The sequence below is a fragment of the Acinetobacter sp. YH12068_T genome (assembly GCF_024606005.1).
Lineage (GTDB): Bacteria > Pseudomonadota > Gammaproteobacteria > Pseudomonadales > Moraxellaceae > Acinetobacter > Acinetobacter amyesii.
The window spans coordinates 568181-591051 of the sequence record NZ_CP094555.1; the positions used below are offsets into that span (position 1 = coordinate 568181).

Annotated in this window: 21 protein-coding genes; 11 read left to right on the forward strand and 10 right to left on the reverse strand. The window is 41.2% G+C overall.

The window, feature by feature from the left end:
• Positions 1–24: 24 nt before the first annotated feature.
• A complete protein-coding gene (gene aspS, locus MST18_RS02810) occupies positions 25–1809 on the reverse strand; it encodes an aspartate--tRNA ligase (RefSeq protein WP_180108150.1) in 1785 nt (594 codons plus the stop codon).
• Positions 1810–1969: 160 nt separating this feature from the next.
• Positions 1970–2749 carry a DUF4184 family protein gene (locus MST18_RS02815; protein WP_180133578.1) on the reverse strand — a complete coding sequence of 260 codons (780 nt, stop codon included), beginning with the start codon at positions 2747–2749 and terminating at the stop codon, positions 1970–1972.
• 148 nt (positions 2750–2897) lie between these two features.
• Between MST18_RS02815 and znuD the strand changes: the two genes are divergently transcribed.
• Both znuD and MST18_RS02825 read left to right on the forward strand, forming a co-directional pair.
• On the forward strand, positions 2898–4982 hold the full coding sequence (znuD, locus tag MST18_RS02820) for a zinc piracy TonB-dependent receptor ZnuD (RefSeq protein WP_180133577.1): 2085 nt from the start codon (positions 2898–2900) through the stop codon (positions 4980–4982).
• 109 nt (positions 4983–5091) lie between these two features.
• Positions 5092–6558 carry a phospholipase D family protein gene (locus MST18_RS02825; RefSeq protein WP_180133576.1) on the forward strand — a complete coding sequence of 489 codons (1467 nt, stop codon included), beginning with the start codon at positions 5092–5094 and terminating at the stop codon, positions 6556–6558.
• A gap of 87 nt (positions 6559–6645) precedes the next feature.
• Here the strand turns inward: MST18_RS02825 and MST18_RS02830 are convergent, their stop codons facing one another.
• Complete coding sequence (locus MST18_RS02830; RefSeq protein ID WP_078194213.1) at positions 6646–7104, reverse strand: hypothetical protein; 459 nt, start codon at positions 7102–7104, stop codon at positions 6646–6648.
• 183 nt (positions 7105–7287) lie between these two features.
• Between MST18_RS02830 and MST18_RS02835 the strand changes: the two genes are divergently transcribed.
• Complete coding sequence (locus tag MST18_RS02835; RefSeq protein ID WP_373686675.1) at positions 7288–7752, forward strand: RcnB family protein; 465 nt, start codon at positions 7288–7290, stop codon at positions 7750–7752.
• A gap of 68 nt (positions 7753–7820) precedes the next feature.
• Here the strand turns inward: MST18_RS02835 and MST18_RS02840 are convergent, their stop codons facing one another.
• The gene (locus tag MST18_RS02840) at positions 7821–8318 is read right to left on the reverse strand and encodes a phosphate-starvation-inducible protein PsiE (protein ID WP_078194156.1); all 498 of its coding nucleotides are present in this window, start codon (positions 8316–8318) and stop codon (positions 7821–7823) included.
• A 170-nt stretch (positions 8319–8488) separates the two neighbouring features.
• Between MST18_RS02840 and MST18_RS02845 the strand changes: the two genes are divergently transcribed.
• Complete coding sequence (locus MST18_RS02845; RefSeq protein WP_180133608.1) at positions 8489–9121, forward strand: FMN-binding negative transcriptional regulator; 633 nt, start codon at positions 8489–8491, stop codon at positions 9119–9121.
• Positions 9122–9135: 14 nt separating this feature from the next.
• Entirely contained in the window at positions 9136–9681 is a 546-nt protein-coding gene (locus tag MST18_RS02850; protein WP_180133575.1) for a GNAT family N-acetyltransferase, read from the forward strand.
• A 111-nt stretch (positions 9682–9792) separates the two neighbouring features.
• Here MST18_RS02850 and MST18_RS02855 read toward each other — a convergent pair whose 3' ends face one another.
• The 3 genes from MST18_RS02855 to MST18_RS02865 all read right to left on the reverse strand — a co-directional run bounded on the left by MST18_RS02855 (position 9793) and on the right by MST18_RS02865 (position 14516).
• Positions 9793–11574, reverse strand: coding sequence for an acyl-CoA dehydrogenase C-terminal domain-containing protein (locus tag MST18_RS02855; RefSeq protein ID WP_078194153.1), 1782 nt, complete (start codon positions 11572–11574; stop codon positions 9793–9795).
• Between the two features lie 193 nt (positions 11575–11767).
• The gene (locus tag MST18_RS02860) at positions 11768–13570 is read right to left on the reverse strand and encodes an acyl-CoA dehydrogenase C-terminal domain-containing protein (RefSeq protein WP_078194152.1); all 1803 of its coding nucleotides are present in this window, start codon (positions 13568–13570) and stop codon (positions 11768–11770) included.
• Positions 13571–13886: 316 nt separating this feature from the next.
• On the reverse strand, positions 13887–14516 hold the full coding sequence (locus MST18_RS02865; protein WP_180133574.1) for a hypothetical protein: 630 nt from the start codon (positions 14514–14516) through the stop codon (positions 13887–13889).
• A 134-nt stretch (positions 14517–14650) separates the two neighbouring features.
• On the opposite strand from MST18_RS02865, the gene baeS reads away from it, so the two are divergent.
• The 4 genes from baeS to MST18_RS02885 all read left to right on the forward strand — a co-directional run bounded on the left by baeS (position 14651) and on the right by MST18_RS02885 (position 20668).
• Positions 14651–16321: a sensor histidine kinase efflux regulator BaeS gene (gene baeS, locus MST18_RS02870; protein WP_180133573.1), complete on the forward strand. Its 1671-nt coding sequence runs from the start codon at positions 14651–14653 to the stop codon at positions 16319–16321.
• A 12-nt stretch (positions 16322–16333) separates the two neighbouring features.
• Positions 16334–17020, forward strand: coding sequence for a response regulator (locus tag MST18_RS02875; RefSeq protein WP_180133572.1), 687 nt, complete (start codon positions 16334–16336; stop codon positions 17018–17020).
• A 242-nt stretch (positions 17021–17262) separates the two neighbouring features.
• Positions 17263–18960 (forward strand): carboxypeptidase regulatory-like domain-containing protein, encoded by a 1698-nt coding sequence (locus tag MST18_RS02880; RefSeq protein ID WP_180133571.1) that lies wholly within the window; start codon positions 17263–17265, stop codon positions 18958–18960.
• A gap of 352 nt (positions 18961–19312) precedes the next feature.
• Positions 19313–20668, forward strand: a complete 1356-nt coding sequence (locus MST18_RS02885; RefSeq protein ID WP_180133570.1) for an amino acid permease — start codon at positions 19313–19315, stop codon at positions 20666–20668.
• 290 nt (positions 20669–20958) lie between these two features.
• On the opposite strand, the gene MST18_RS02890 is transcribed toward MST18_RS02885, so the two are convergent.
• Complete coding sequence (locus MST18_RS02890; protein ID WP_218955372.1) at positions 20959–21249, reverse strand: hypothetical protein; 291 nt, start codon at positions 21247–21249, stop codon at positions 20959–20961.
• A gap of 9 nt (positions 21250–21258) precedes the next feature.
• On the opposite strand from MST18_RS02890, the gene MST18_RS02895 reads away from it, so the two are divergent.
• Positions 21259–21654 carry a transposase family protein gene (locus MST18_RS02895; protein WP_067764127.1) on the forward strand — a complete coding sequence of 132 codons (396 nt, stop codon included), beginning with the start codon at positions 21259–21261 and terminating at the stop codon, positions 21652–21654.
• The gene (locus MST18_RS02900) at positions 21602–22072 is read left to right on the forward strand and encodes a transposase family protein (protein WP_213066213.1); all 471 of its coding nucleotides are present in this window, start codon (positions 21602–21604) and stop codon (positions 22070–22072) included. Before MST18_RS02895 ends, MST18_RS02900 begins: the two co-directional genes overlap by 53 nt.
• Here the strand turns inward: MST18_RS02900 and MST18_RS02905 are convergent.
• On the reverse strand, positions 22052–22321 hold the full coding sequence (locus MST18_RS02905) for a hypothetical protein (protein ID WP_218955383.1): 270 nt from the start codon (positions 22319–22321) through the stop codon (positions 22052–22054). The two genes, MST18_RS02900 and MST18_RS02905, sit on opposite strands and share 21 nt — an antisense overlap.
• A 142-nt stretch (positions 22322–22463) precedes the next feature.
• Complete coding sequence (locus MST18_RS02910) at positions 22464–22835, reverse strand: MmcQ/YjbR family DNA-binding protein (RefSeq protein WP_218950078.1); 372 nt, start codon at positions 22833–22835, stop codon at positions 22464–22466.
• Positions 22836–22871 lie beyond the last annotated feature (36 nt).

Consider the following 22871-nt stretch of genomic DNA (forward strand, 5'->3'; position numbering starts at 1 on the left):
AAATCTAAATCTTAAAATGTAAGATTATTTAGATTCTTCAGCTTTTGGTTTTTCACGTAAGCGAATACCTAAGTCACGTAATTGGTTCGCTTCAACTGGCGCAGGCGCTTGAGTTAAAGGACATTCCGCAGTCTTAGTTTTCGGGAATGCAATCACGTCACGGATAGAAGATGCACCAGTCATCAACATCACTAAACGGTCAAGACCGAATGCTAAACCACCGTGAGGAGGCGCACCGAATTTCAAGGCGTTAAGCAAGAAGCTGAATTTCTCTTCTGCTTCTTCTTCAGAAATACCAAGCGCTTCAAAGATCGCTTTTTGCATTTCTAGGTTGAAGATACGTAATGAACCACCACCGATTTCAGTACCGTTCAATACCATATCGTAAGCAACAGAAAGTGCAGCACCTGGGTTGTTCTTCACTTCTTCAACGCTTGATTTTGGCAGCGTGAATGGGTGATGAACAGACGTCCATTTACCGTCATCAGTTTCTTCGAACATTGGGAAGTCAACAACCCAAAGTGGCGCCCACTCGCAAGTTGCAAGTTTCATGTCGTGACCGACTTTAATACGTAAAGCACCCATCGCATCATTTACGATTTTCGCTTTGTCCGCACCAAAGAATACGATGTCGCCATTTTCAGCACCAACGCGTTTCAATAGATCAAGCACGATTGGCTCGATAAATTTAACGATTGGAGATTGAAGACCTTCAATACCTTTTTCAAGTTCGTTGACTTTGATGTAAGCCAAGCCTTTCGCGCCATAAATGCCAACGAATTTAGTGTATTCGTCAATTTGGCTACGTGGAAGCGCGCCAGCACCTGGTACGCGAAGCGCAACAATACGGCCTTTAGGATCTTTTGCAGGACCTGCGAATACTTTGAACTCAACGTCTTGCATCATGTCTGCAACATCAACAAGTTTCAAAGGAATACGTAAGTCAGGTTTATCAGATGCATAGTCACGCATTGCGTCTGCATAAGTCATGCGAGGGAATTTGTCGAATTCAACGTTTAGAAGTTCTTTGAACATCTTAACCGTTAAACGTTCCATTAAATCCATGATGTCATCGTCACTCATGAACGATGTTTCAACGTCGATTTGTGTGAATTCAGGCTGACGGTCAGCACGTAAGTCTTCATCACGGAAACATTTCGCGATTTGGTAGTAACGATCAATACCACCCACCATCAACAACTGTTTGAACAATTGTGGAGATTGTGGAAGTGCGTAGAAGCTACCGTTAGAAACACGACTTGGTACTAAATAGTCACGCGCACCTTCAGGAGTCGCACGAGTCAAAATCGGTGTTTCCACGTCTAAGAAACCATTTTCTTCGAAGTAGTTACGAATTAGGTTAGTCAATTTAGAACGGAAACGAAGACGATCTAACATTTCTGGACGACGGATATCCAAGAAACGATATTTCAAACGTACTTCTTCAGAAATATTTGTGTTGTCGTCATTCAATGGGAATGGCGGAGTTTCTGAACCAGCAAGCACTTCGATTTCTTTACCAAGAACTTCGATTTGACCGCTAGTCATATTCGCGTTTTCAGTACCTGCGTAACGACGACGTACACGGCCTGTAATTTTTAATACGAATTCTGAACGTGCTTTGTCCGCAGTTGCGAATGCTTCAGGAGTATCTGGGTCAATAACCACTTGAACAAGACCATCACGGTCACGCATGTCAAGGAAGATTACACCACCGTGGTCACGGCGACGGTGAACCCAACCGCATAATGTAACGGTTTGGTCAATTTGAGCTTCGGTTAAAGAACCGCAGTAATGAGTTCGCATCATAGCGTTAGAAATCCAACTATATGGGTTAAGGTCAGCGAATACGTAAACAGCGTACCGCTTTTATTCGAATAGGGGATTATGCCTCTTTTTGGCTGTTTTGTCACAAGGACTTATTGCTAAAACAGCCAAATTTACAGCAAATTTTCGGTCAATGAAGGGCTTAAGCCGATGACGTAGAAAAAATGTTAGTGCTCTTGCTTAAGATCAGAAATATCAGACTACCGAGGCTAAACGTGGCTAAAAATGCACGGAAAAAATAATTAATAGCCTTGCCGACATAGGCATACAGGTCATGCACAAATGCATCTGAATAAATACTGTCAGCAAAATAAAAATAACTAGCGATTCCCGCAGCTAAAGACAGGGCCGCTAAACCATATACATAGACTTTGATGGTTGTGGGGACGTTTACAGTACTTCGATAGTAAAGATGATGACGATAAATCATCCATGCTAAAACGGGGAGAGCCAATCCAGATAATCCAATTTGCAACACACGATGTAAGGGATATGAATGACCGAAAAATTGAATCGGTAGACTCAATAGATCCTTAAATGCAAAGGTACGAAAGTCAACATGGGTCAAGCCATCCCAAACAATATGCGTCGAAGTTCCAATGATGAGTGCGAGGATGAGACTGAGCATAAACCCACAGCATTGATTGAAATTCTGTAGATTCAGCGGCTTATTTAAACCAAAAAAAGCAAATAACATCGGGCGATAGAGCACATACCACAGCACACAAAACAGCAAACCAAGGATTAAGTTTGGAACAATTAACCCCGACCATTGATGTGAACCTGCATAGTCAGCATTAGTAAATAAACGGAATAAATCTGGCACCATGCTACCAATTGCGAGTGCTGCAATAGGCAGGCGATTTCCGCTTAACTTGGAAATAGGCGGTGCGAGTACAGCATGGGATATGGTAAAAGGCATTGAATTCGAATAAATTTATCAATAAATACAAGGTTATGTATAGCGCAGTGTAACTGATTTGAAGATGTTCAATTGTTTTTTATTGCAAAAGTAATGAAATGTTATATTATAACATTATTCAAAATTAGCCAGATTTGAGTCTCTCCAAATGTCCTTTCATAAGAATTTAATCACAATCTCAATTTTTGCAGTGATTGCACCCAATATTTATGCTGATGATCAGCAACAACAGGTACAAACTTTAGAGGCGATTAATGTTCAGGTTCATCCTTTAAATCAAAGTGCAGCAGATTTTGCGGTTGCAGATAATATTATTAAGCATAAAGATTTGGCACAAGGTGGAGTCACTATTGGTGATGCGTTAGCCGGACAGCCGGGTGTATATTCAAATCAGTTTGGTGCAGGCTCAAGTCGACCTGTAATACGTGGGCAAGATGGGCCACGTGTCAAAGTTTTGGAGCATGCATCTGAAACAGCAGATGTTTCAACTTTATCCCCTGATCATGCGGTTACGGTTGATCCAATTTTGGCAAAACAAATTGAAGTCATCCGTGGGCCATCAACACTGTTATACGCGGCAGGCACAGTTGGCGGTTTGGTCAATGTGACGGATCAAAAAATTCCAACGCAGATGCCTGAAAATGGTTTAGAGGGGCAGGTTGGGCTACGTTATAACTCAGGTAGTGACGAAAAATTAGCGAGTGCAGGTATCACTGCTGCGCTAGGAGAAAATTTTGCACTGCGAGTTGAGGGATCAAAGCGTAAAGCCAATGACTATATTGCACCCAGTTATTTTCATGATCATGATGGTGAATTAGAAAAAGAACGCCGAGTCGGTAATACTTTTGCAGAAGGGCAAAATGTCAGTGTAGGTGCGTCATGGATTCATGATCGTGGTTTTGCTGGACTGTCTTATAGCAACCGACAAGACCAATATGGCCTGCCGGGGCATAGTCATGAATATGAAAGCTGTCATCCACATGATGATCATTTGCATTGTGACGGGCATGATAATCATGATCACAGCGATGAGCATGACCATTCTGCCCATGACGAGCATGATCACGATCATGATGCCGCAGGCCCATGGGTTGATTTAAAGTCAGAACGCTATGATTTCCGTACCGAACTTGCGAATCCGTTTGCGGGCTTCCAAAAAATCCGTGCACATGCAAGTTATACCGATTATCAACATGATGAAATTGAAGGTGATACAGCGGCAACGACCTTTAAAAGTAAAGGTTACGATGGTCGTTTAGAGTTAGTGCATAACCCGATTGCGGATTGGGAAGGTGTGATTGGCGCACAATACAATCAGCAAAAGCTCAATATCAGTGGTGAAGAATCATTGATGAACCCAAATAAAACCCAAAAATGGAGTGTGTTTGGTTTAGAGCATAAACAATTTGGTGATTTCCATGTCGAGCTGGGCGCACGTGTCGATCAGCAGAAAATTCAGATCGATTCTGCACAAAAAGATTATGACGATTATGGTATTTCCTACTCAGGTGCTGTGAACTGGGCGTTTGCACCCAATTATAAATTATCCTTGGTGGGTTCTCATCAAGAGCGTTTGCCATTGGCGCAAGAGCTCTATGCAGATGGTAAGCATTTTGCGACCAATACCTATGAACGCGGAAATGAAAATCTAGATGTTGAAAAATCTAATAATCTAGAATTAGGTTTCCATTATGAAAAAGACCAATTGGACTACCATGTACATGTGTATCACAACTGGTACGATAACTATATTTATGCTGCAACCAAAGATAATTTTGAAAACTTCCGCTTAGTTGATTACACCCAAGACAAAGCCAAGTTCTATGGTGCGGAAGCTCAAGTGGGTTATGCAGTAAATGACATGTATAAACTCAGTGTCTTTGGTGATTATGTTCGCGGCAAAATTGATGGTGAAAATGCGCCACGTGTGCCTGCAGGGCGCTTAGGAACTAAGGTCGATGTTGACTTTGCCGATGGTTGGTCAGGTCTTGCAGAATATTCACATGTATTCAAACAAGACAAAATCACTGCATTTGAGCGTGAAACAGATGGCTACAATATGGTGAATTTGGGTGTGGCCTATAGTGGTCAATTGAAAGATCAAAATGATTATCGAGTCTATTTCAAAGCCAATAATTTATTGGATGAAGATGTTTATTCTCACACGTCATTCCTTGCCAATATTCCACAAGTCGGTCGTAATTTTACAGTTGGTCTTGAAATTGGATTCTAATTGAATTTGCACAGACTTTTCTAAGTAAGTCTAGGTAAAGTCACAGTAATCCTCTTGAAAAATCAATGAATAAAACCTAGTCTGAGCGCATTAGACTAGGTTTTTTCTTATGCGCATCATTCAACGAATACATCACAAGCTCAATTGGTCACGTCGTCGCTATGTGGGCGTGGTCATTGGTTTATTGGTTTTAGGTTATTTGGCATCGGCAACTTATCACACGCTAAAGCCACTCCCAGAAGGGTTGAACTACACGGGAAAACTTCGCCATGCTGAAGTGAACTTTTTAGTGGATGAAACCTATATCGATGCGCAAGGAAAGCAGCAACAGGAACATCGCATTTTTAAAGAAATGCTGAAAATGATTGAGGAAGCACAGTCGACCATTGTGTTGGATATGTTTCTCTTTAATCCGCAAGTTGGTGACTCTCAATTAAAACATGAACAATTAACACAGGAGTTGACCGATGCGCTGATTTTGAAGCGTCGACTATCTCCTCAAGTGGAAATTTTTGTGATTACTGACCCCGTCAATTCGGTCTATGGCGGCATTCAACCCGAGCATTATCGTCAATTACGACAAGGGGGCATTGAGTTGATGGAAACCAATTTGGTACCGCTTCGTGCTTCCAATCCTGCATGGTCAGGCTTTTGGTATATCTGCTGTCAAGATATTGGCAATAATCCTGAACAAGGCTGGTTACCGAACCCATTGGGAACCGATAAAGTGACGATTCGTAGTTATATGGATCTGTTTAACTTTAAAGCGAATCACCGAAAAACCTTGGTGGTCGATACCGTTGACGGTTGGAAAGGTTTGGTCACCTCTATGAATCCACATGATGGTAGCTCACGACATTCTAATGTGGCCTTAACCGTCAAAGGCATGACCGCGATTGATCTGCTAAAGACCGAGCAAGCCGTAGGCATGATGTCTAAAGCTAATATTCCATTTGTAGTGATTAAAGATGTTGAAGCCGCGAAAACTCAGCCACAGGTTCAAGTGCTGACTGAAAAAGCCATTTATGATGCCACACTCGACTTAATTGATAGTGCGAAGAAAGCTGGAACTGAAATTGATATCGCGATGTTCTACTTGTCAGAACGTAAAATTATCAAAGCACTCATTGCTGCACATGAACGTGGCGTGAAAGTTCGTGTATTACTCGATCCGAATAAGGATGCTTTTGGACGTACCAAAAATGGCATTCCAAATCGACCTGTAGCATCCGAATTACATGAGGCGGGTATTGATGTACGTTGGTGTAATACCCAAGGTGAGCAGTGCCATAGCAAGATGATTTTAAAACGTACTGCTTATCAAGCCGATATGATTTTAGGTTCTGCCAATTTTACGGCACGTAACTTGAAAAATTATAATTTAGAAACTGATTTACGCGTGATCGGTGTGAAAGATGTTCAAGTTTTTAAAGATGCATCACAGTACTTTAATACCGCTTGGTCAAATCTGGATGGTAAACAAATGAGTGTCGATTATAGTAAATATGCGGATGAATCGACCTTGAAATATGTGTTGTATCGCTTTATGGAATGGAGCGGAATATCTACTTTTTAGAATTGTCTTAATCTCCCAAATCCCTCTTTTTTAAAGAGGGGCTTTCCTCCCTTTTTTAAAGGGAGGTTAGGAGGAACTAAATCAGTTTTAATTCTTCGGTACAGGATTCGGCGGAACGATTTGATCTAAATCTTTATCTGTCATTTGATCCAATTCTTTAATATCGGTTTTGATTTTCCATTTATCGGCATCATCTACTGGTTGTGGCAAACGAGCTTCTAACCAGTCACAGATGACATCTGGTGGAAAATCGGCGTGGTTACATTGAATCACCCAAGACAAGAATTGTTTTGCTTCGCCATTCATATATGGTGGCGGAGAAACCGGTAAAAATTGAGTCGGTAAGCGTTCATTTTTAGAAATATAGTTCAATACATGGCCCAATTCTTGAACAGTTTGCCATGCTAAAGGGTGATCTACATTAATTTGAAATTTAAACCACCAAGCAGTTTTACCATCGGTTCCGTACGAGTCAATCAGTTGTTCTTGAATACTTGGAACTTTAGAAAAAAATTGATGAAGTCGGTCAAAACTTAATTCAGACACAGCGTTTGATCCACTACGAAATAAAATCAATCTTAGCATAATCCAATGAAAAACAGGCTAGCCTGAAGGTGCGATCAGCTTGGTCGGAAAATTAACAAATTCTTGCACTTGATGGATTTTTATTCATTTTTTCTCCTACAATGGAATTTATACTGAGCGTATAAACCGTCGAGGAGAGCTTAAGTGAAAACCACATTATTCTATGCGATTGCAGGTGTGATGCTGATCAGTGCTTCAGCCAGTACTTTTGCGGAAAACAAATGGGCAAACTACCAAGGTGTGGATACATCAAAACCACAACACCGCCCACCGTCGATGAATCGGCCTGGCTATCCGCAGCATGCGCCGAATTATCCTCAACATTATCCTCATTATTCAAGTCGCCCGCCGGTTTATCAGCAATATCCAAATCGACCTTATCCGCAGTATCCACAAAGTGGTATTAGTATTCAATACAATGCGCCGACCACCATTACTCAAAATTCGCAGAGCTATAGTTGGGTGAATGGTGATCCTGCCAGCGCGAGTATTTCGAGTTCGACCTATACGTTTATCAGTGATTGGCAGCGTTTAGGTTTACCTGCACCCCCAAGTGGCATGTACTGGATCTTTGAAAATGGTCGCTATGTGCTGGTGCCTAATCGATAAGGTTTATAACCTCTCCCTTGCGTAGCAGTGCTACTCATCTCCTAAAAGGAGAGGGAACGATTTAGTGTTTAAGCCAATTCATCATCTTGTGGGCGAGGGGTTTTTCCTTCAGGCAGTGGCTTTTCGGAATGCTTGTCTCGAATAACCGAAGGGTAAGTCCAAGAGGCATAGCGCACAATCAAAATGGCCACAGCAAGAATGAGGATCGAACCTGTAGTAATGACCAAGCCCATATCTGCTTTATGGTCATGTTGAATGTCCGAAATCAGTAAACGGGTCAGGGCAGTAATGGCAATATAAATCAGGAAGCGTACTGGCATGTGGTTGGTTTTAAAATAAATACCGACCATGGCACCGAGTTCAAGGTAAATAAACAATAATAAAATATCGTCAATCGTGGCGAATTGTTTAACCGTAATAATTTCAAAAATGGTATGACCCGCAGACCATAAAATCATACAGCCGATGACAAACAGCGCAAGATAATGAAAACCTTCTACAGCAATATTGCCAAGTCGGTCGAGGAGGGCTTCGATTTTTTCTACTTTGGGATCACGATGTGTCATATATATTCCTCCTGTGTAAATTGCGTGAATATTCAATGAAGAACAAGTCATTAAATACCAAGCAAATTTCATGCACATGAAGCGCATATGACAAAAATATTTTTTAGGTTCAATAAAGGTTTTAATGTTAAGTTTGAGCTTAAATTTTGTCCTATAAGAATGAAGCGACGATGTATCAACCAACGCATTTTAAACATGATGAACTCCCTGATCTGATTGATCTTATGCGTAAGTATGCTTTGGCGACAGTAATACTGACTGCACCCAATGGTGAGTTGGAAGTGAATCATTTACCACTAGAATATGACGCTGAGTCAGGCGAATTGGGCATATTGCGCGGTCATATTGCCAAGGCTAATCCAATGTTTGAATTGCTAAATCAGTCAGCGCAAGCCTATGTGATTTTTCATGCCGATGATGCATATATTTCGCCAAGCTGGTATGAGGGAAAACAGGAGCATCATCGCGTTGTACCGACATGGAATTACCGCGTGGTACATGTCAAAGGCAAGATACGTAAAGTTGACGATGAAAAATATTTACGAGGAGTTTTGGCTCGGCTGACTCGACAACATGAAGCTAGCCAACCTGTGCCATGGAAAATGGGCGATGCGCCTCATGATTTTATCGCGGAACAACTGGAAAAAATTATAGCGATTGAAATCGAAATAGACTCAATTTTGGGTAAGTTTAAAGTGAGTCAAAATCGCAGCGTTGTAGATGCAATGAATGTGGCAAAAGCTTTGGAAATGTCGAATGCTGAAATGGTTGAGTCGATCAAAAAATTTTATCCCATGAAATAACAGGCTAAATAATCATGCCCAATAGGATTGAAACTGAACGTTTATGCCTGAGAAAATATCAGTTAGGAGATGAAATTTCATTATTTGATACATATTTTTCGAATATACAAGCAACTCGTTATCTGCAGCGGTTACCACATTTAACGATTCAACAGACCAAGAGTGTTTTAGAAAAGTGGGCAGATTATTATTGGTCGATAAATAATCCTGATTTTGCATGGGTGATTAGTGATAAGAATACGCAGTTAGCGATGGGCTTACTGTATTTCTTCAATCAAGAAAACCATGGAGAAATACATTTTGGGTTAGGGGTGAATTTTCATGGTTGTGGTTATATGACTGAGGCCTTAATTGAGGTAATTAAGTATTTAAAGCAGAATCATGTCACGAAGGTTGTTTCATCGTTTTGTGCTGAGGAACATCTAGCATCACAAAATGTCTTAAATAAGGCCGGATTTAAATTAGATAAAGATAAAACGCATTGGGCGAAATTTCCAATGCTAGACGATCAGTTCCATCCTTGTTTTACATATCGAATGGAATTAGGAGATTGTGAATAAGTAAGTATGCTTATGATTTTTTGAAAAAGTTGCACTCAGTGTTTATGTAATAAGAGCAGTAAAATAAAAAAATGCCCGATAAATCGGGCATTTTTGATTTTGTACGACTAATTAAGCTTGGTTGGTAAAGTAATCTTCAGAGAAGTTCATGATCACTTCAGAACCTGCTTTTACTTTAGCAATGCGTAATGCCAATTCAGGTAAAATACGCTGCGTGAAGTAAAGAGTCAGTGCAAGTTTGTTTTGGTAGAACTCGCCATCTTTGTCTTTTGCTGCATCTGCAATGCGGGCAAACATATAGGCAAAGCTGAGTAAGCCTACAGCATGTAGGTAATCAACTGCTGCTGAGTTCGGGAACTCAATGTTTTCACGAGCAGCTTCAAGTACATATTGAGTCACCGCTTCAACTTCAGCTGCTGCATCTAATGTTGCATCTTTGATGTAGTTCAAGCTGGCATCTAAGTTATTGGCAAAATCACGAATTTCTTGGATATATTCAGCAATGAATTCACCATTGCACTTAATGGTTTTACGACCAATTAAGTCTTGCGATTGAACACCGTTGGTCCCTTCGTAAATCTGTGCAATACGCAGGTCACGGATACATTGTTCCATACCCCATTCACGAATAAAGCCGTGACCACCGAAGACCATTTGGGCATCTAGCGTTGCTTGGAAAGCTGTATCTGTTAAATACGCTTTCGCAATAGGTGTTAACAGCGCAACACGGTTATTGGCTGCTTTGACTGCTTCTGGGTCAGTAGAGAACTTGGTAATGTCCAGTTGTTGACCAACATAAACCGCAAATGCACGAGACGCTTCATTGTTGGCACGTGCGTTCAGCAACATACGACGTACATCACCATGAACTAAGATGCTGTCTGCAGGTTTTGCAGGCGATTGAACGCCAGAAGCGCTACGGCCTTGTAAACGATCAGTCGCATATTGCGCTGCATTTTGATAAGCAAATTCAGAAGCACCTAGGCCTTGAATACCCATAGACAGACGTTCGTAGTTCATCATGACGAACATCGCTGCAAGGCCTTCATTTTCTTTACCAACCAGGTAGCCTTTCGCGCCATCAAAGTTCATCACACATGTTGCAGACGCTTTGATCCCCATTTTATGTTCAATAGAACCAGGGCCTACAGCATTACGCTCTCCCAATGAACCATCTGCATTCACCAAGAATTTAGGTACGATGAATAGTGAAATTCCGCGTGAGCCCGCAGGCGCATCAGGCGTTTTCGCTAAAACTAAGTGGATGATATTTTCAGAAAGGTCGTGGTCACCGCCAGTGATGAAGATTTTCGTACCAGTAATGTTATAAGTACCGTCTTCATTACGTTCAGCTTTAGTTTTGATAATACCTAAATCTGTACCTGCATGCGGTTCAGTTAAGCACATCGTGCCTGACCATTCGCCTGTATACATTTTTGGCAAATAAGTTTCTTTTTGCTCTTGTGATGCATAGCTGTTTAATGCCATGCCTGCACCTACAGAAAGAAGCGGGTAGAGCATGAATGATGGGTTGGTTGCAAACAGCATTTCGTCAGACAGAACAGTCAGCATTTTTGGCATGCCTTGACCGCCCCATTCTTCATCTGCGCCTAGACCAATCCAGCCGCCTTCTGCATATTGTTTAAATGCTTCTTTGAAACCAGCAGGAGTCGTGACATTGCCATTGCTATAGGTTGCGCCTTCTTCATCACCTGTGCGGTTTAAAGGATGAGTGACGTTTTGCGCAAATTTTGCCATTTCTTCAAGAATGGCTTCTGCAGTTGCAGCATCAACGTGAGCAAGATTTTCGTTGTTTTGCCAGAATTGTTCTGCTTTAAAAACATCATTTAAGATGAATTTCATATCTGCAAGCGGCGCATTATAAATTGGCATGTTCGTTCACCTGTTTATTGTTTGAATCTATGGACTTGGGGCAATTTATATCGACACAAAGCGTGGAGAAAATTGACCAAAGTAAAATTATGGGACTATTTATAAAGAAAAAGGACTGCCAATGCTATGACCGTCCTTTCTCTATTTCTGCACTCAAGAGTACAATTTTTTGAATATGTTTTAGATATTCACATTAGAATGCAAAGTGTTCTGCATCCAATGCCATAAGAGGATCTAGGCCACCTGCGATCACTTCTACATGAGAGCGAACGCGCGGTAAGATTTTCTTGAAGTAGAAGCGAGCAGTCGTTACTTTCGCATTGTAGAAATCAACATCTGTTGTTCCTGCAGCTAAAGTTTCTTGTGCAACTAGCGCCATGCGAGCCCATAAATAAGCAAGCGTTACATAACCAGAGAAGTAGAGGTAATCGACTGCAGCAGCACCCACTTCTTCAGGGTTTTGCATTGCTTTCATACCAATCTGCATGGTTAAGTCGCCCCATTCTTTGTTTAGCGCAGCAAGCGGCTCAACAAATTCTTTCATGGCAGCGTTGTCTTTGTTAGCTTCAACAAATTTATGGATGATCTTGGTGAAGTCTTTCAACATTGCACCTTGAGTACCCAATACTTTACGACCTAACAAGTCAATTGCTTGAATTTCAGTCGTACCTTCGTACAAGCAAGAGATACGTGTATCACGTACGATTTGTTCCATACCATGTTCAGAAATGAAGCCGTGGCCACCAAATACTTGAACACCGTGTTTTGCAGATTCAGAACCTGTTTCAGTCAAGAATGCTTTAGCAATTGGGGTTAGTAGAGACAAGATGTTGTCAGAGAATTTACGTTCTTCTTCCGTTGCACCTTGTTCCACGATATCGGCATGGAAAGACAATAAGTAAACCAGAGCACGACCAGCTTCAGCAAATGATTTTTGCGTAAGCAGCATGTTGCGTACTGCAGGGTGCACGATAATTGGATCTGCTTCTTTTTCAGGTGCTTTAGGGCCTGAAAGTGAACGCATTGCCAAACGGTCTTTTGCGTAAGCAAGTGCACCTTGGAAAGCGCCTTCAGAAGCTGAAAGACCTTGTACAGCAGTACCGATACGTGCCGTGTTCATGAATGTGAACATGCAGTTTAGACCGCGGTTTTCAGGGCCAATCAAGAAGCCTTTTGCGTTATCAAAGTTGATGACACAAGTCGCGTTACCATGGATACCCATTTTGTGTTCAATCGAACCACAACGTACAGCATTGCGCTCACCAATTGAGCCATCAGCATTTACATTGAATTTAGGTACGATGAATAATGAAATACCTTTCGTGCCTTTTGGTGCACCTGGAAGACGAGCAAGGACGATATGGATGATGTTTTCAGCCATGTCGTGTTCACCAGCAGAGATAAAGATTTTCTCGCCAGAGATTGCGTAGCTACCGTCTGCTTGTGGTTCAGCTTTAGAACGGATAATACCTAAGTCAGAACCTGCATGAGATTCTGTTAAGCACATCGTACCGGTCCATTCACCTGAAACAAGTTTAGGAAGGTAAGTGTCTTTTTGCTCTTGAGAACCGTGATGTTCTAATGTACGGACAGCACCATGAGATAGACCAGGGTACATACCCCATGCCCAGTTCGAAGTACCCACCATTTCTGAAATGATGTTGCCTAAAGAAACCGGTAAGCCTTGACCGCCGTATTGTTCTTCAGCAGATAAAGATGGGAAACCGAGTTCGATATATTTTTGATACGCTTCTTTAAAACCAGTTGGTGTTGTTACAACGCCATCATTCCAAGTACAACCTTCACGGTCGCCGACTTGGTTAAGAGGAGACAGTTCATTTTCACAGAAGTCAGCAGCAGCTTCTAGATATTGGTCAACCAACTCACGACTTACGGTGTCAGAAAATGCAGGCAGTTGTGCGTAGTGATCTTCTGCTTTTAAAAGTTCATGCAGAACAAATTGCATATCACGTAAGGGCGCTTTGTATTGTGGCATATCGTTTTCCTCAATACTGGTTTCTACCAGCGTTAGTAATCCTAAATAACATTTGAACGTGTCTTCAATGACACGTATTGGAATGGTTCTAATCGTGCAACATCTTCTTATTGGGTACAAGCATTTCAGGGTGATTTGTTGGTGACTGTAAAGTCAAAGAAATATCCCTTGAAAAAGCTAAGTACATTGAGTGTAAACGCTTTTAGATGAAAATGAATGACACAAATAGTCAAAAAGCGTAAAAAGATATGTCCAATAAAAAAGGCACTCATGGGAGTGCCTTTTTTACGCAATGATATCGCGATCTAAGTTTGGATTATTTTACTGGTGCTGGCGTTGGGGCAACAGGGGCTTTAGGTTGGAAGCGAACTTCACATTTACCATTGATCTGCTGTTCGCCAACTTTAATCGCAACCGCGCTGCCATCGGTTTTGCCTTGGCATGCTTTCATAATCGCTTGTTGTTTGGCTTGGCGTTCCGCTAAACGCTGATCAAACTGTTTAGTCAGTTCTGTACGTTTTGCATCAGTCAGTGGCTCACCGCGTTGCATCTGACCACGCATGTCGCCACGCATTGGACGATGTTCACCGCGCATTGGTTTGTGTTCACCATGTGCTTTTTTCATGTCTTGACGATCTGCTTTGAACACCATGGTACATGTACCATCAATATTTTTATCGCCAGCTTTTACTTGAACTGTTGAACCTGTAGCCTTACCATCGCAGGCTTTTTGCATATCAGCAAACACTTGACGTTGCTCGGCACGCATTTGTTTAAAATGTTCACGTTGCTCAGGTGACATACGACGATCTTGATCACCATGATGTTGTTTCATCATACGGCCATGATCGTTATCTTTTGGTGCGGTTGTCGATTGACAGGCAGTTAATGCACCCATGCTCAGTACGCTTGCACCGATTAAAGCCATTTTGGTCATTAGTTTCATAGTCTTTACCCCACCAGATTAGATCTTTTTCCGATGGTTAAAGATTAAATAATAAAGATGTAGAAACAATGGAGAGTTTTTTAGTTGCGTGTTCGCTACAATAATGAATATAGAAGAAAAATGAGAGTTCTCGTTTGAAAATACGTCGTATCCCGATTGCCCTACGCTTGTTTCTGACTGTGCTGTTGACGACGCTCGTCATCACAACGGTAAGTCTTGGCGTTTTGCATTGGAATATGCAGCGTAATTTCACCAAATATGTGGCCGATGTCGAGATGCAAAAGCTTGACCATGTCATTGAAAATTTAGCCGATGTGTATACGGTCTATCATGATTGGGGCAATGCGATTCAGGCACAGATTCTGCAAATTGAAGGGCAGGCAGCGCCAGATGACTATGATCGTCTCTCTCGGTGGTGGTTACGTCGTCAATATGACATTGCATTGCAGCAGCGCTATTTCCAAGATCATAGTTTAAATGCAGCATCGATGCTGGCAACACCACAGCATACGGCAGAGCAAAAAATTGAAGAGCTGAAATGGCTGGAACAAAACTTACCATCTGAGTTCCAACCCTTTGAAGGTTTAAAATTTCCTTTAAGTACGAACCAAAATGTATTCCGTCCAAAAGAGTCGAACACAGATGAAAAAGATGCAGATCAATCCTCACAAAGTAACAGTAATAATGGTGGTAAGAAACAATTTATCCAAATGCCTGACCGCTTGGGCTTGAGTTCGCGTTTATCTTTATATGATGCACATCGCCAATTTGTTGTGGGTGAGCCGACAGATGAACAAATCTCTTATCGTCCGATTATGGTGAATAATCAAATCGTGGGATATTTGGGGCTCAAACCTGTCCTCGATCAAGATGATGCGATCAGTATTAACTTCTTTAGTAAGCAAAAACGTTATTTATTATTGGTTTATGCGCTTACGTTTATTGCAAGTTTGATTGCAGCATTGTTATTGGCAACATACTTTAAAAAACCGATTCAGCGTTTGTTAATGGGAACACGTGAATTAACCAAGGGCAATTATCAACATCAAGTTGCAGTGAACCGTAATGATGAGCTTGGTGATTTATCGAATGAATTGAATCAGTTGGCCGTAATTCTCGATCAGCATGAAACGTCACGTCGTCAATGGGTGGCTGATACTTCACATGAATTGAAAACGCCATTGGCCGTGTTACAGGCTCAAATTGAGGCGATGCAAGATGGCATCCGCAAACCAACGCCAGAGCATTTTACTTCGATGTTGAATCAAGTCAGTAGTCTGAAAAAATTGACCAAAGATTTGGCTGATTTGGCGCAAGCTGATGCACAGCAATTAAATTGTTATCTCACTACGATTAATCCGTGGGATGTAGTGATCCAAGAGGTTGAAAGCTTTAAGCCGAAGTTTGAGCAAGCAGATTTGAAAATTACCGCAATGGGCGAAGGGACTTCATTACAATTAGATATAGACCGTTTTAAACAGATTATGGTCAACTTATTGGGTAACAGTATTCGTTATACGGAAGCTGGTGGTGAAGTGCATGTTCATACTGAGCAAGATGAAACCCAGTGGACCGTGTATGTTGATGACAGCCCATTTGGTTTAACTGATGAACAGTTGGCACGTTTAGGTGAGCGTTTCTATCGTGTGGATGATTCACGTACGCGTGCAACTGGTGGTACAGGATTAGGATTGGCGTTATCCGTAAAAATAGCTAGAGCATTGGGTGGAGAGTTGAGTTTTGATCATTCTCCATTGGGCGGTTTGCGTTGCAAATTGACATTTCCCAAACAGATGAAATATTAAAAGGAAGCATGCATGAAACATATCATGTTGGTTGAAGATGAAGTGGAACTTGCACAGCTAGTGCGTGATTATCTAGAGGCTGCAGGCTTTGAAGTCAGCATGTTTCATGATGGTCAAGAAGCCTATGAGAGCTTCACGCAGCGTAAGCCGAGTCTAATGATTTTGGACCTAATGGTGCCACGTATGGATGGCTTAACCATTTGCCGTAAAGTCCGTGAGCAGTCTGATCTGCCAATTATTATGGTGACTGCACGAACTGAAGAAATCGACCGTGTATTGGGGTTGAATATGGGTGCTGATGATTACGTCTGTAAGCCATTTAGCCCGAAAGAATTGGTGGCACGTGTACAAGCAGTTCTGCGCCGTTTAGACCGTAAAGCAGAACCCGAAGTCAATGATTTATTCCGTATGGACAAAGCACAGCAGCGCATTTGGTATCAACAAAAAGCGTTGAGCTTAACGCCAACGGAGTTTCGTTTACTAGAGTTGTTCCTAGAGCATGTAGGGCAGGTGTATTCACGTGCGCAATTGCTAGATCATATCAACCCAGACAGTTTTGAAGTAGCGGACCGTGTGATTGACAGCCACATTAAAAACCTGCGCCGTAAAATTTCGGATGCAGCGGAAACCGGCAACCGTCATGAGTGGATTCAAGCCGTGTATGGCGTTGGTTATCGTTTTGAATATCCAGAAGATTAAAATAGATTGTAAATATTAAAAGGACAGGCTTCGGCCTGTTTTTTTTGCTACGTGTATAGCTAGTTGCATTAATTTTAAATACAAAAAGAACCGAAAGCCATAAAGGCATAAAATGCGAAACTTGCGCATTTTGTGAAAATTGGTTATTATTTTGCTGGAATATTAACCAGTATGTTTGAGCTGGCAAAGTTCAATGTGGACATAACAATTTTTAAAAATGGAACAGCCAGAGGGCAGAACAGATGAAAAATAGCGCTTTTGTAAAAATAATAATGGTAACGGGTGTCTTGGGTTTAACGGCATGTGGGGGTAGTGATCGTGATGAGACAGGGAGTGTACCGCCAGAGCCAGTTGCCGATGCTATGGTACAAAAAAGTGTAGAAGAGCTGACTTTATTAGATGTGAATAATCTTGCTTTAAATGCTGCGTCGATTCAGATTTTAAGTGATGAAGAATGGCAGAAAGTACAAGCAGGCAGTCTGAAAATAGCAACGAATACAATTACAGCAGATGATTCTGAGCAGTTCTTTCCACCGATCAATAGTTTACCGACAGCGGCACATTTTAAAGGTCAAAATTATCTTGCCAATGCTCAAGGCATCGTTAAACTGCCTAAATTGGCTGCAGGGACATATTATGTTTTGGTCACTAAAAATGGACAGTCTGCAGTTTCGGCATTCTTGATCCATCCTAAAAATACCAATAAGAGCATTGTGTTGAATGTGGTTCTCAACTGCTTAGACCAAGACTGTCAGACACTAAGTGATGCACCAGTCAATGATGCAGTGGTCGGAACATTCTCTGGTCAAGTGATTTTTAAAGGGAAACCTTTGGCGAATGCGCAAGTGTCATTGTCTGGCGGTACAGCGACCAATGGCGCATTTGTTAGTGCTTTGACTGATGCCAATGGATATTTCACGCTTTCATTTAATGTGAGCAATGATCTGCTTGAAGCATTGAAAAATGCCACGCTAACCATTAACGGTGCAGGAATTAACACTATTACGAAAAAAGTTACGGTCATTGCTTCTTCTGCATCGGGCTATCAATTTGAAGTGCTACCTGAAACAGTGTCTGCAGATGCAGTTTGGCGTGAAACTTTTGAAGTGGACTCAGCAACCCGCAATGCATGGACAAGGTCGCAACCAAGTGTGGCTAATGTCGATTGGCAGTTGCTAAACAAAGGTCACAACATTCGTAATTATCAAGTGAATCAGCGTGTACGCTTAGCGCCAAATGACCAAAGTCAAGGCAAGGTGCCTGAGCCACTGCAAGGCAATACTGCGTATTGGTATGGTGACAAAGTAAATGGCAACTTTATTGGCGCTTTAAGTGATTCATCCACGGCTCTAGAGTTTGATGGCGGCACCTCGCAGTATGACAATAGGGGTGAATTGATTTCACCTGCCATTAATCTAAGCCAGTATCAGGCGCCTTTGAGTTTAAGCTTTAAAACATGGTGGGAAATTGAGTCGGTCAATCCAAATAATCAGGGATTCGATTTGATGAATATTTTAGTTTCTACCGACGGCGGCAATAGCTTTAAGACTTTGGCTCGTTTAAACCCGCTGGCAGATCCATCCTCTGCATATGAGCGCGCGCCGATTCCATACAGTAATTTAGGCTTTAACCTCGCACCGGCTGCTGTTCAACAAGAAGCAATTTCATTAGATGAATATGCAGGCAAGGCCAATGTTCAGCTGAAATTCCAATTTAGAACGGTCGATGGACTTTATAATGGTTTCCGCGGCTGGATGATTGATGATGTGGTGATACAGAAAAAAGCCGGAACTTTCCCATTATTTGATGGTGCGAGTTTTGATGAAAATTCGGATAGTTTCTCTCAGGACTATAGTGGCTTCGCTGCAAAACAAGCGGGCGCTGTGCTGAAAAGCACGAAGAGTTATGCACGGTGGGCTGAAGTGCCACAGCGAAAATAAAGATTTACATGACACCGCAGCATGAATAAATAGGTTTAGACGTTCTGCATTCACTATCAATCATCCATCAAGTGAAGTGAATGCTAAAAAGCAGCTCTCTATTGAGGGCTGTTTATATTTAAAGGGACAATATATTCAGCCACTTTAGTATACTGGCGCCTAAAGCTTCCGGCTGTTCGAATGGAATCTTATGGCCCGTATTGTCCATCCTATCAATTTGACCAAGTGCTATGGAGAAATGCAGCTCACGCGCTGTATTCCATAATGATTCATACAGAAATGATCTGCGAATATTTGGCTGCAAAGAGCTGCACAGGCTACAATCCACTTTTTTATAAGATGAGAACGTGTTGTGAGCAGCGAAATGCCTCAACTGCAGCGCCGATTAAAGAACCGTCATATTCAGCTGATTGCAATGGGTGGCGCAATCGGGACAGGGCTATTTTTAGGCTCTGCGCATATTATTGAGTCGGCTGGACCATCGATAATTCTGGGCTATTTGATTGGTGGCTTGATTGCTTTTATGATTATGCGCCAGTTGGGCGAGATGGTTGTACAAGAGCCAGTCACAGGTTCATTCAGTCATTTTGCTTTTAAATATTGGGGCAAGTTTGCTGGCTTTTTAACGGGCTGGAACTACTGGATTCTCTACATTTTAGTGGTGATGACCGAGCTGACTGCGATAGGCAAATATATCAATTACTGGTGGCCGCATGTGCCTGCTTGGGTTTCAGTTCTGGTGTTTTTTGCTGTGATTACGCTAGCCAATTTAGCCAATGTCAAACTGTATGCAGAATCTGAATTTTGGCTGTCGATGATTAAAGTTGTGGCGATTGTTGCCATGATTATTTTTGGTATATACCTGCTACTTACAGCAGGCGCAGACTCTACCGCTTCGATTAGTAATTTATGGGTACATGGCGGCTTCTTCCCGCACGGTTTTGAAGGCTTATTCTACATGCTAGCCTTTATGATGTTTGCTTTTGGCGGCATTGAATTAATCAGCATGGCGGCGGCTGAAACTGAAAATCCTGATCAAAATATTCCCAAAGCGGTGAATCAGACCGTGATCCGCGTGTTCTTATTTTATATCTGTTCCTTGGCGGTACTGCTGTCGCTGGTGCCGTGGAATCAGTTGAAACTTGGCGGTTTGGATCATAGTCCTTTTGTGATGATTTTTAATCAGATGGGGATTGATTGGGCGGCACATTTGCTGAACTTTATTATTTTGACTGCATCCGTTTCGGTCTGTAATAGCGGCATGTATGCCAATAGCCGCATGCTGCTGGGCTTGGCAGAACAAGGCAATGCGCCAAAAGCATTTAAGCAGGTGAATAAACACGGGACACCGATTGCTGCAGTTTTATTTTCTGCTTTGCTGATTTTTGGCTGTGTGCTGTTGAATTATTTCTTACCTGAAAAAGCATTGAGTTATTTGATTTATATCGTGGTGAGCGCTGCGGTGCTGAATTGGATGCTGATCAGCTTGATTCATTTGAAGTTTAGAAAAGCGATGCAGCAACAGGGCATACTGACCAAGTTTCCTGCTTTATTTGCACCGTTCACCAACTATTTTGTTTTGGTGTTCATGCTGATGATTTTATACATCATGTGGAATCAGGGCTTTATGCTGTCGGTGCTGATGCAGCCCGTATGGATTTTACTGCTGTATGTGCTGTTTAAAGTGATGCAATTGAAGAAGGTTTAATACCATGAAGGCTTAGGGATGAGCCTTTGTTCACTGTCACTAAAAAATGATTTTGAAAAATCCTGACAAAATACGCAAATTGAGTGAATATTCATATAAAAACTGCTCTAGTGCACTCAATTCTAGGGCGAATTTATATAAGATTATGATTTATATTGGATAAAACAAATTATTTCGTATAACGTGTATTATGCTGATTTTAGAAAACTTAATCTATGTTATATGACAGAAGCTTGGAATATTAATTCAATAAAAAATTATTTAATTTTTCAAAAGTCTTCGATGATTTTTTACTTCAATAAACCTAGGTTTGTATAAATTTTCTCACGCTGAGTAGCATTTGTTTGATTACGACCATTGTTAAGATAATTTTGTTCTATAAATATGGCCGCTTCTTTCTCTGACATAGGTTTTTTCATGCTAGAAGCAGCTAATAATATGCTATATAGATTAAAGCGATCTTCAGGATATATACAAGCATTATTAACGGTATCCATTGTCATTAAGCCTCTTTCATAAATCAAAAAACGAACAGTCTCTTGCTGATTATTTGTACCGAAGAATTTTAAATATTCATGCATAATCTGCGGATGAAATATATCGATTCAAAGAAGCTTTCTGAAACACAATTTAAGCGATACACCGGCATATCATGGTCAACCTTTGATTTAATGGTTGAACAACTGAAAATGCATGTTCCTGCTAAAGGTAGACCAACTAAATTGAGCATAGAAGATCAAATCCTTCTGTGCTTAAGTTATTGGCGTGAATACCGAACCTTGTTCCATGTTGCAACAAGTTATGGTGTGTCAGAGCCGACTGCTTCAAGAATTGTCCGTCATGTAGAGGACTGCCTGATCAAGTCCAATTTATTTAATTTACCGAAGCATTTGCCTGAGGGCGAAGGCATCGACTGGAACGTGGTGATTGTTGATGCCACAGAAATTCCAATACAAAGACCTAAAAAAACAGAAGAAAAGCTATAGTGGCAAAAAGAAGGCACATACTTTCAAAGTTCAGGCCATCATTCATTATAGAACTCAGCAAATTATGAGTTTATGCACTGATCGTGGTGCTGTACATGATTTCGAACTCTTCAAACGAAACTTACATCAGATTCCGGCAGGTGCCTTTATCCTTGCAGATAAAGGCTATCAAGGGATTTACGCAGTGTATCCAAATAGCTTGTTGCCATTAAAAGCAAAAAAGCGCTGTAAATTGGATCCTGAACTAAAAATCTATAATCAAGAAATCAACAAAAGAAGAATTGGGGTTGAGCATGTATTTGGTAGTTTAAAAACTTTCAAAATCCTTGCCGAGCGATATCGTAATCGAGGAAAAAGACTGGGCTTAAGATTCAATTTAATTGCGGGAATCTATAATTTAGAGCTGAGCAAAAAATGAATTATGAAAGAAGTCTATTGCTTGATCTGCATCAGGATACATAAGCTTAAGTTTGCTTACAGTATCTTGGATGCAATATTGATATAGACCTTGGGTTTGTGCAGCACCTTCCATAATTTCAGATTCAGTTAATATTTTATCGCTGAGTTGGTTTTTGAGAATTGAAGAAATTTGATTATTTTCAGGTAATGCAGACCATGCTAATGAATTGAAGCTTAAAGTAATGCCAATGATTATTAGTAGTTTCATTTTGATTATTGGTTTAACTAAAGTAAGAGATTAAGAATTATATAGAAAAATAATATTCCAGTCTGTTAATAATACACCGATTAAACATAATTGCGATTATACTAAATTTGCAAAATCAACCAGATCGAAAGGGAAATATTATCTAAACACTTCTCAGCAATTCAATCCTCTGCCGTTGTCCTTTCTTTAACTTCGACACCACCAATTCATAAGAATTTAGCACCAAATCTTGCAGCAGTTCTTCTTCCAATTCTTCATCTGCAAATACAGAAATCCAATGCTGCTTATTCATATGCCAACCCGCACGAATAAAGGGATAAATATCTCTAAACATTGCGCCATTGTCTGGCAGCACTTTCAAATTGATCGCTGCTTTGCCTTCTAAGTGAAAACTCAGCAAAAAAACCTTATCCATCACTTTAAACACATCACAGCCTTCACCAAAAGGCTGGCTGCATGTGGTTTCAGGCAAGGCTAAGGCCGACTTAGCTGCTGCAGCGTGTAATGCAATCATAAGAAATAACCTAAAAATAAGCTTGAACGTTAAAGT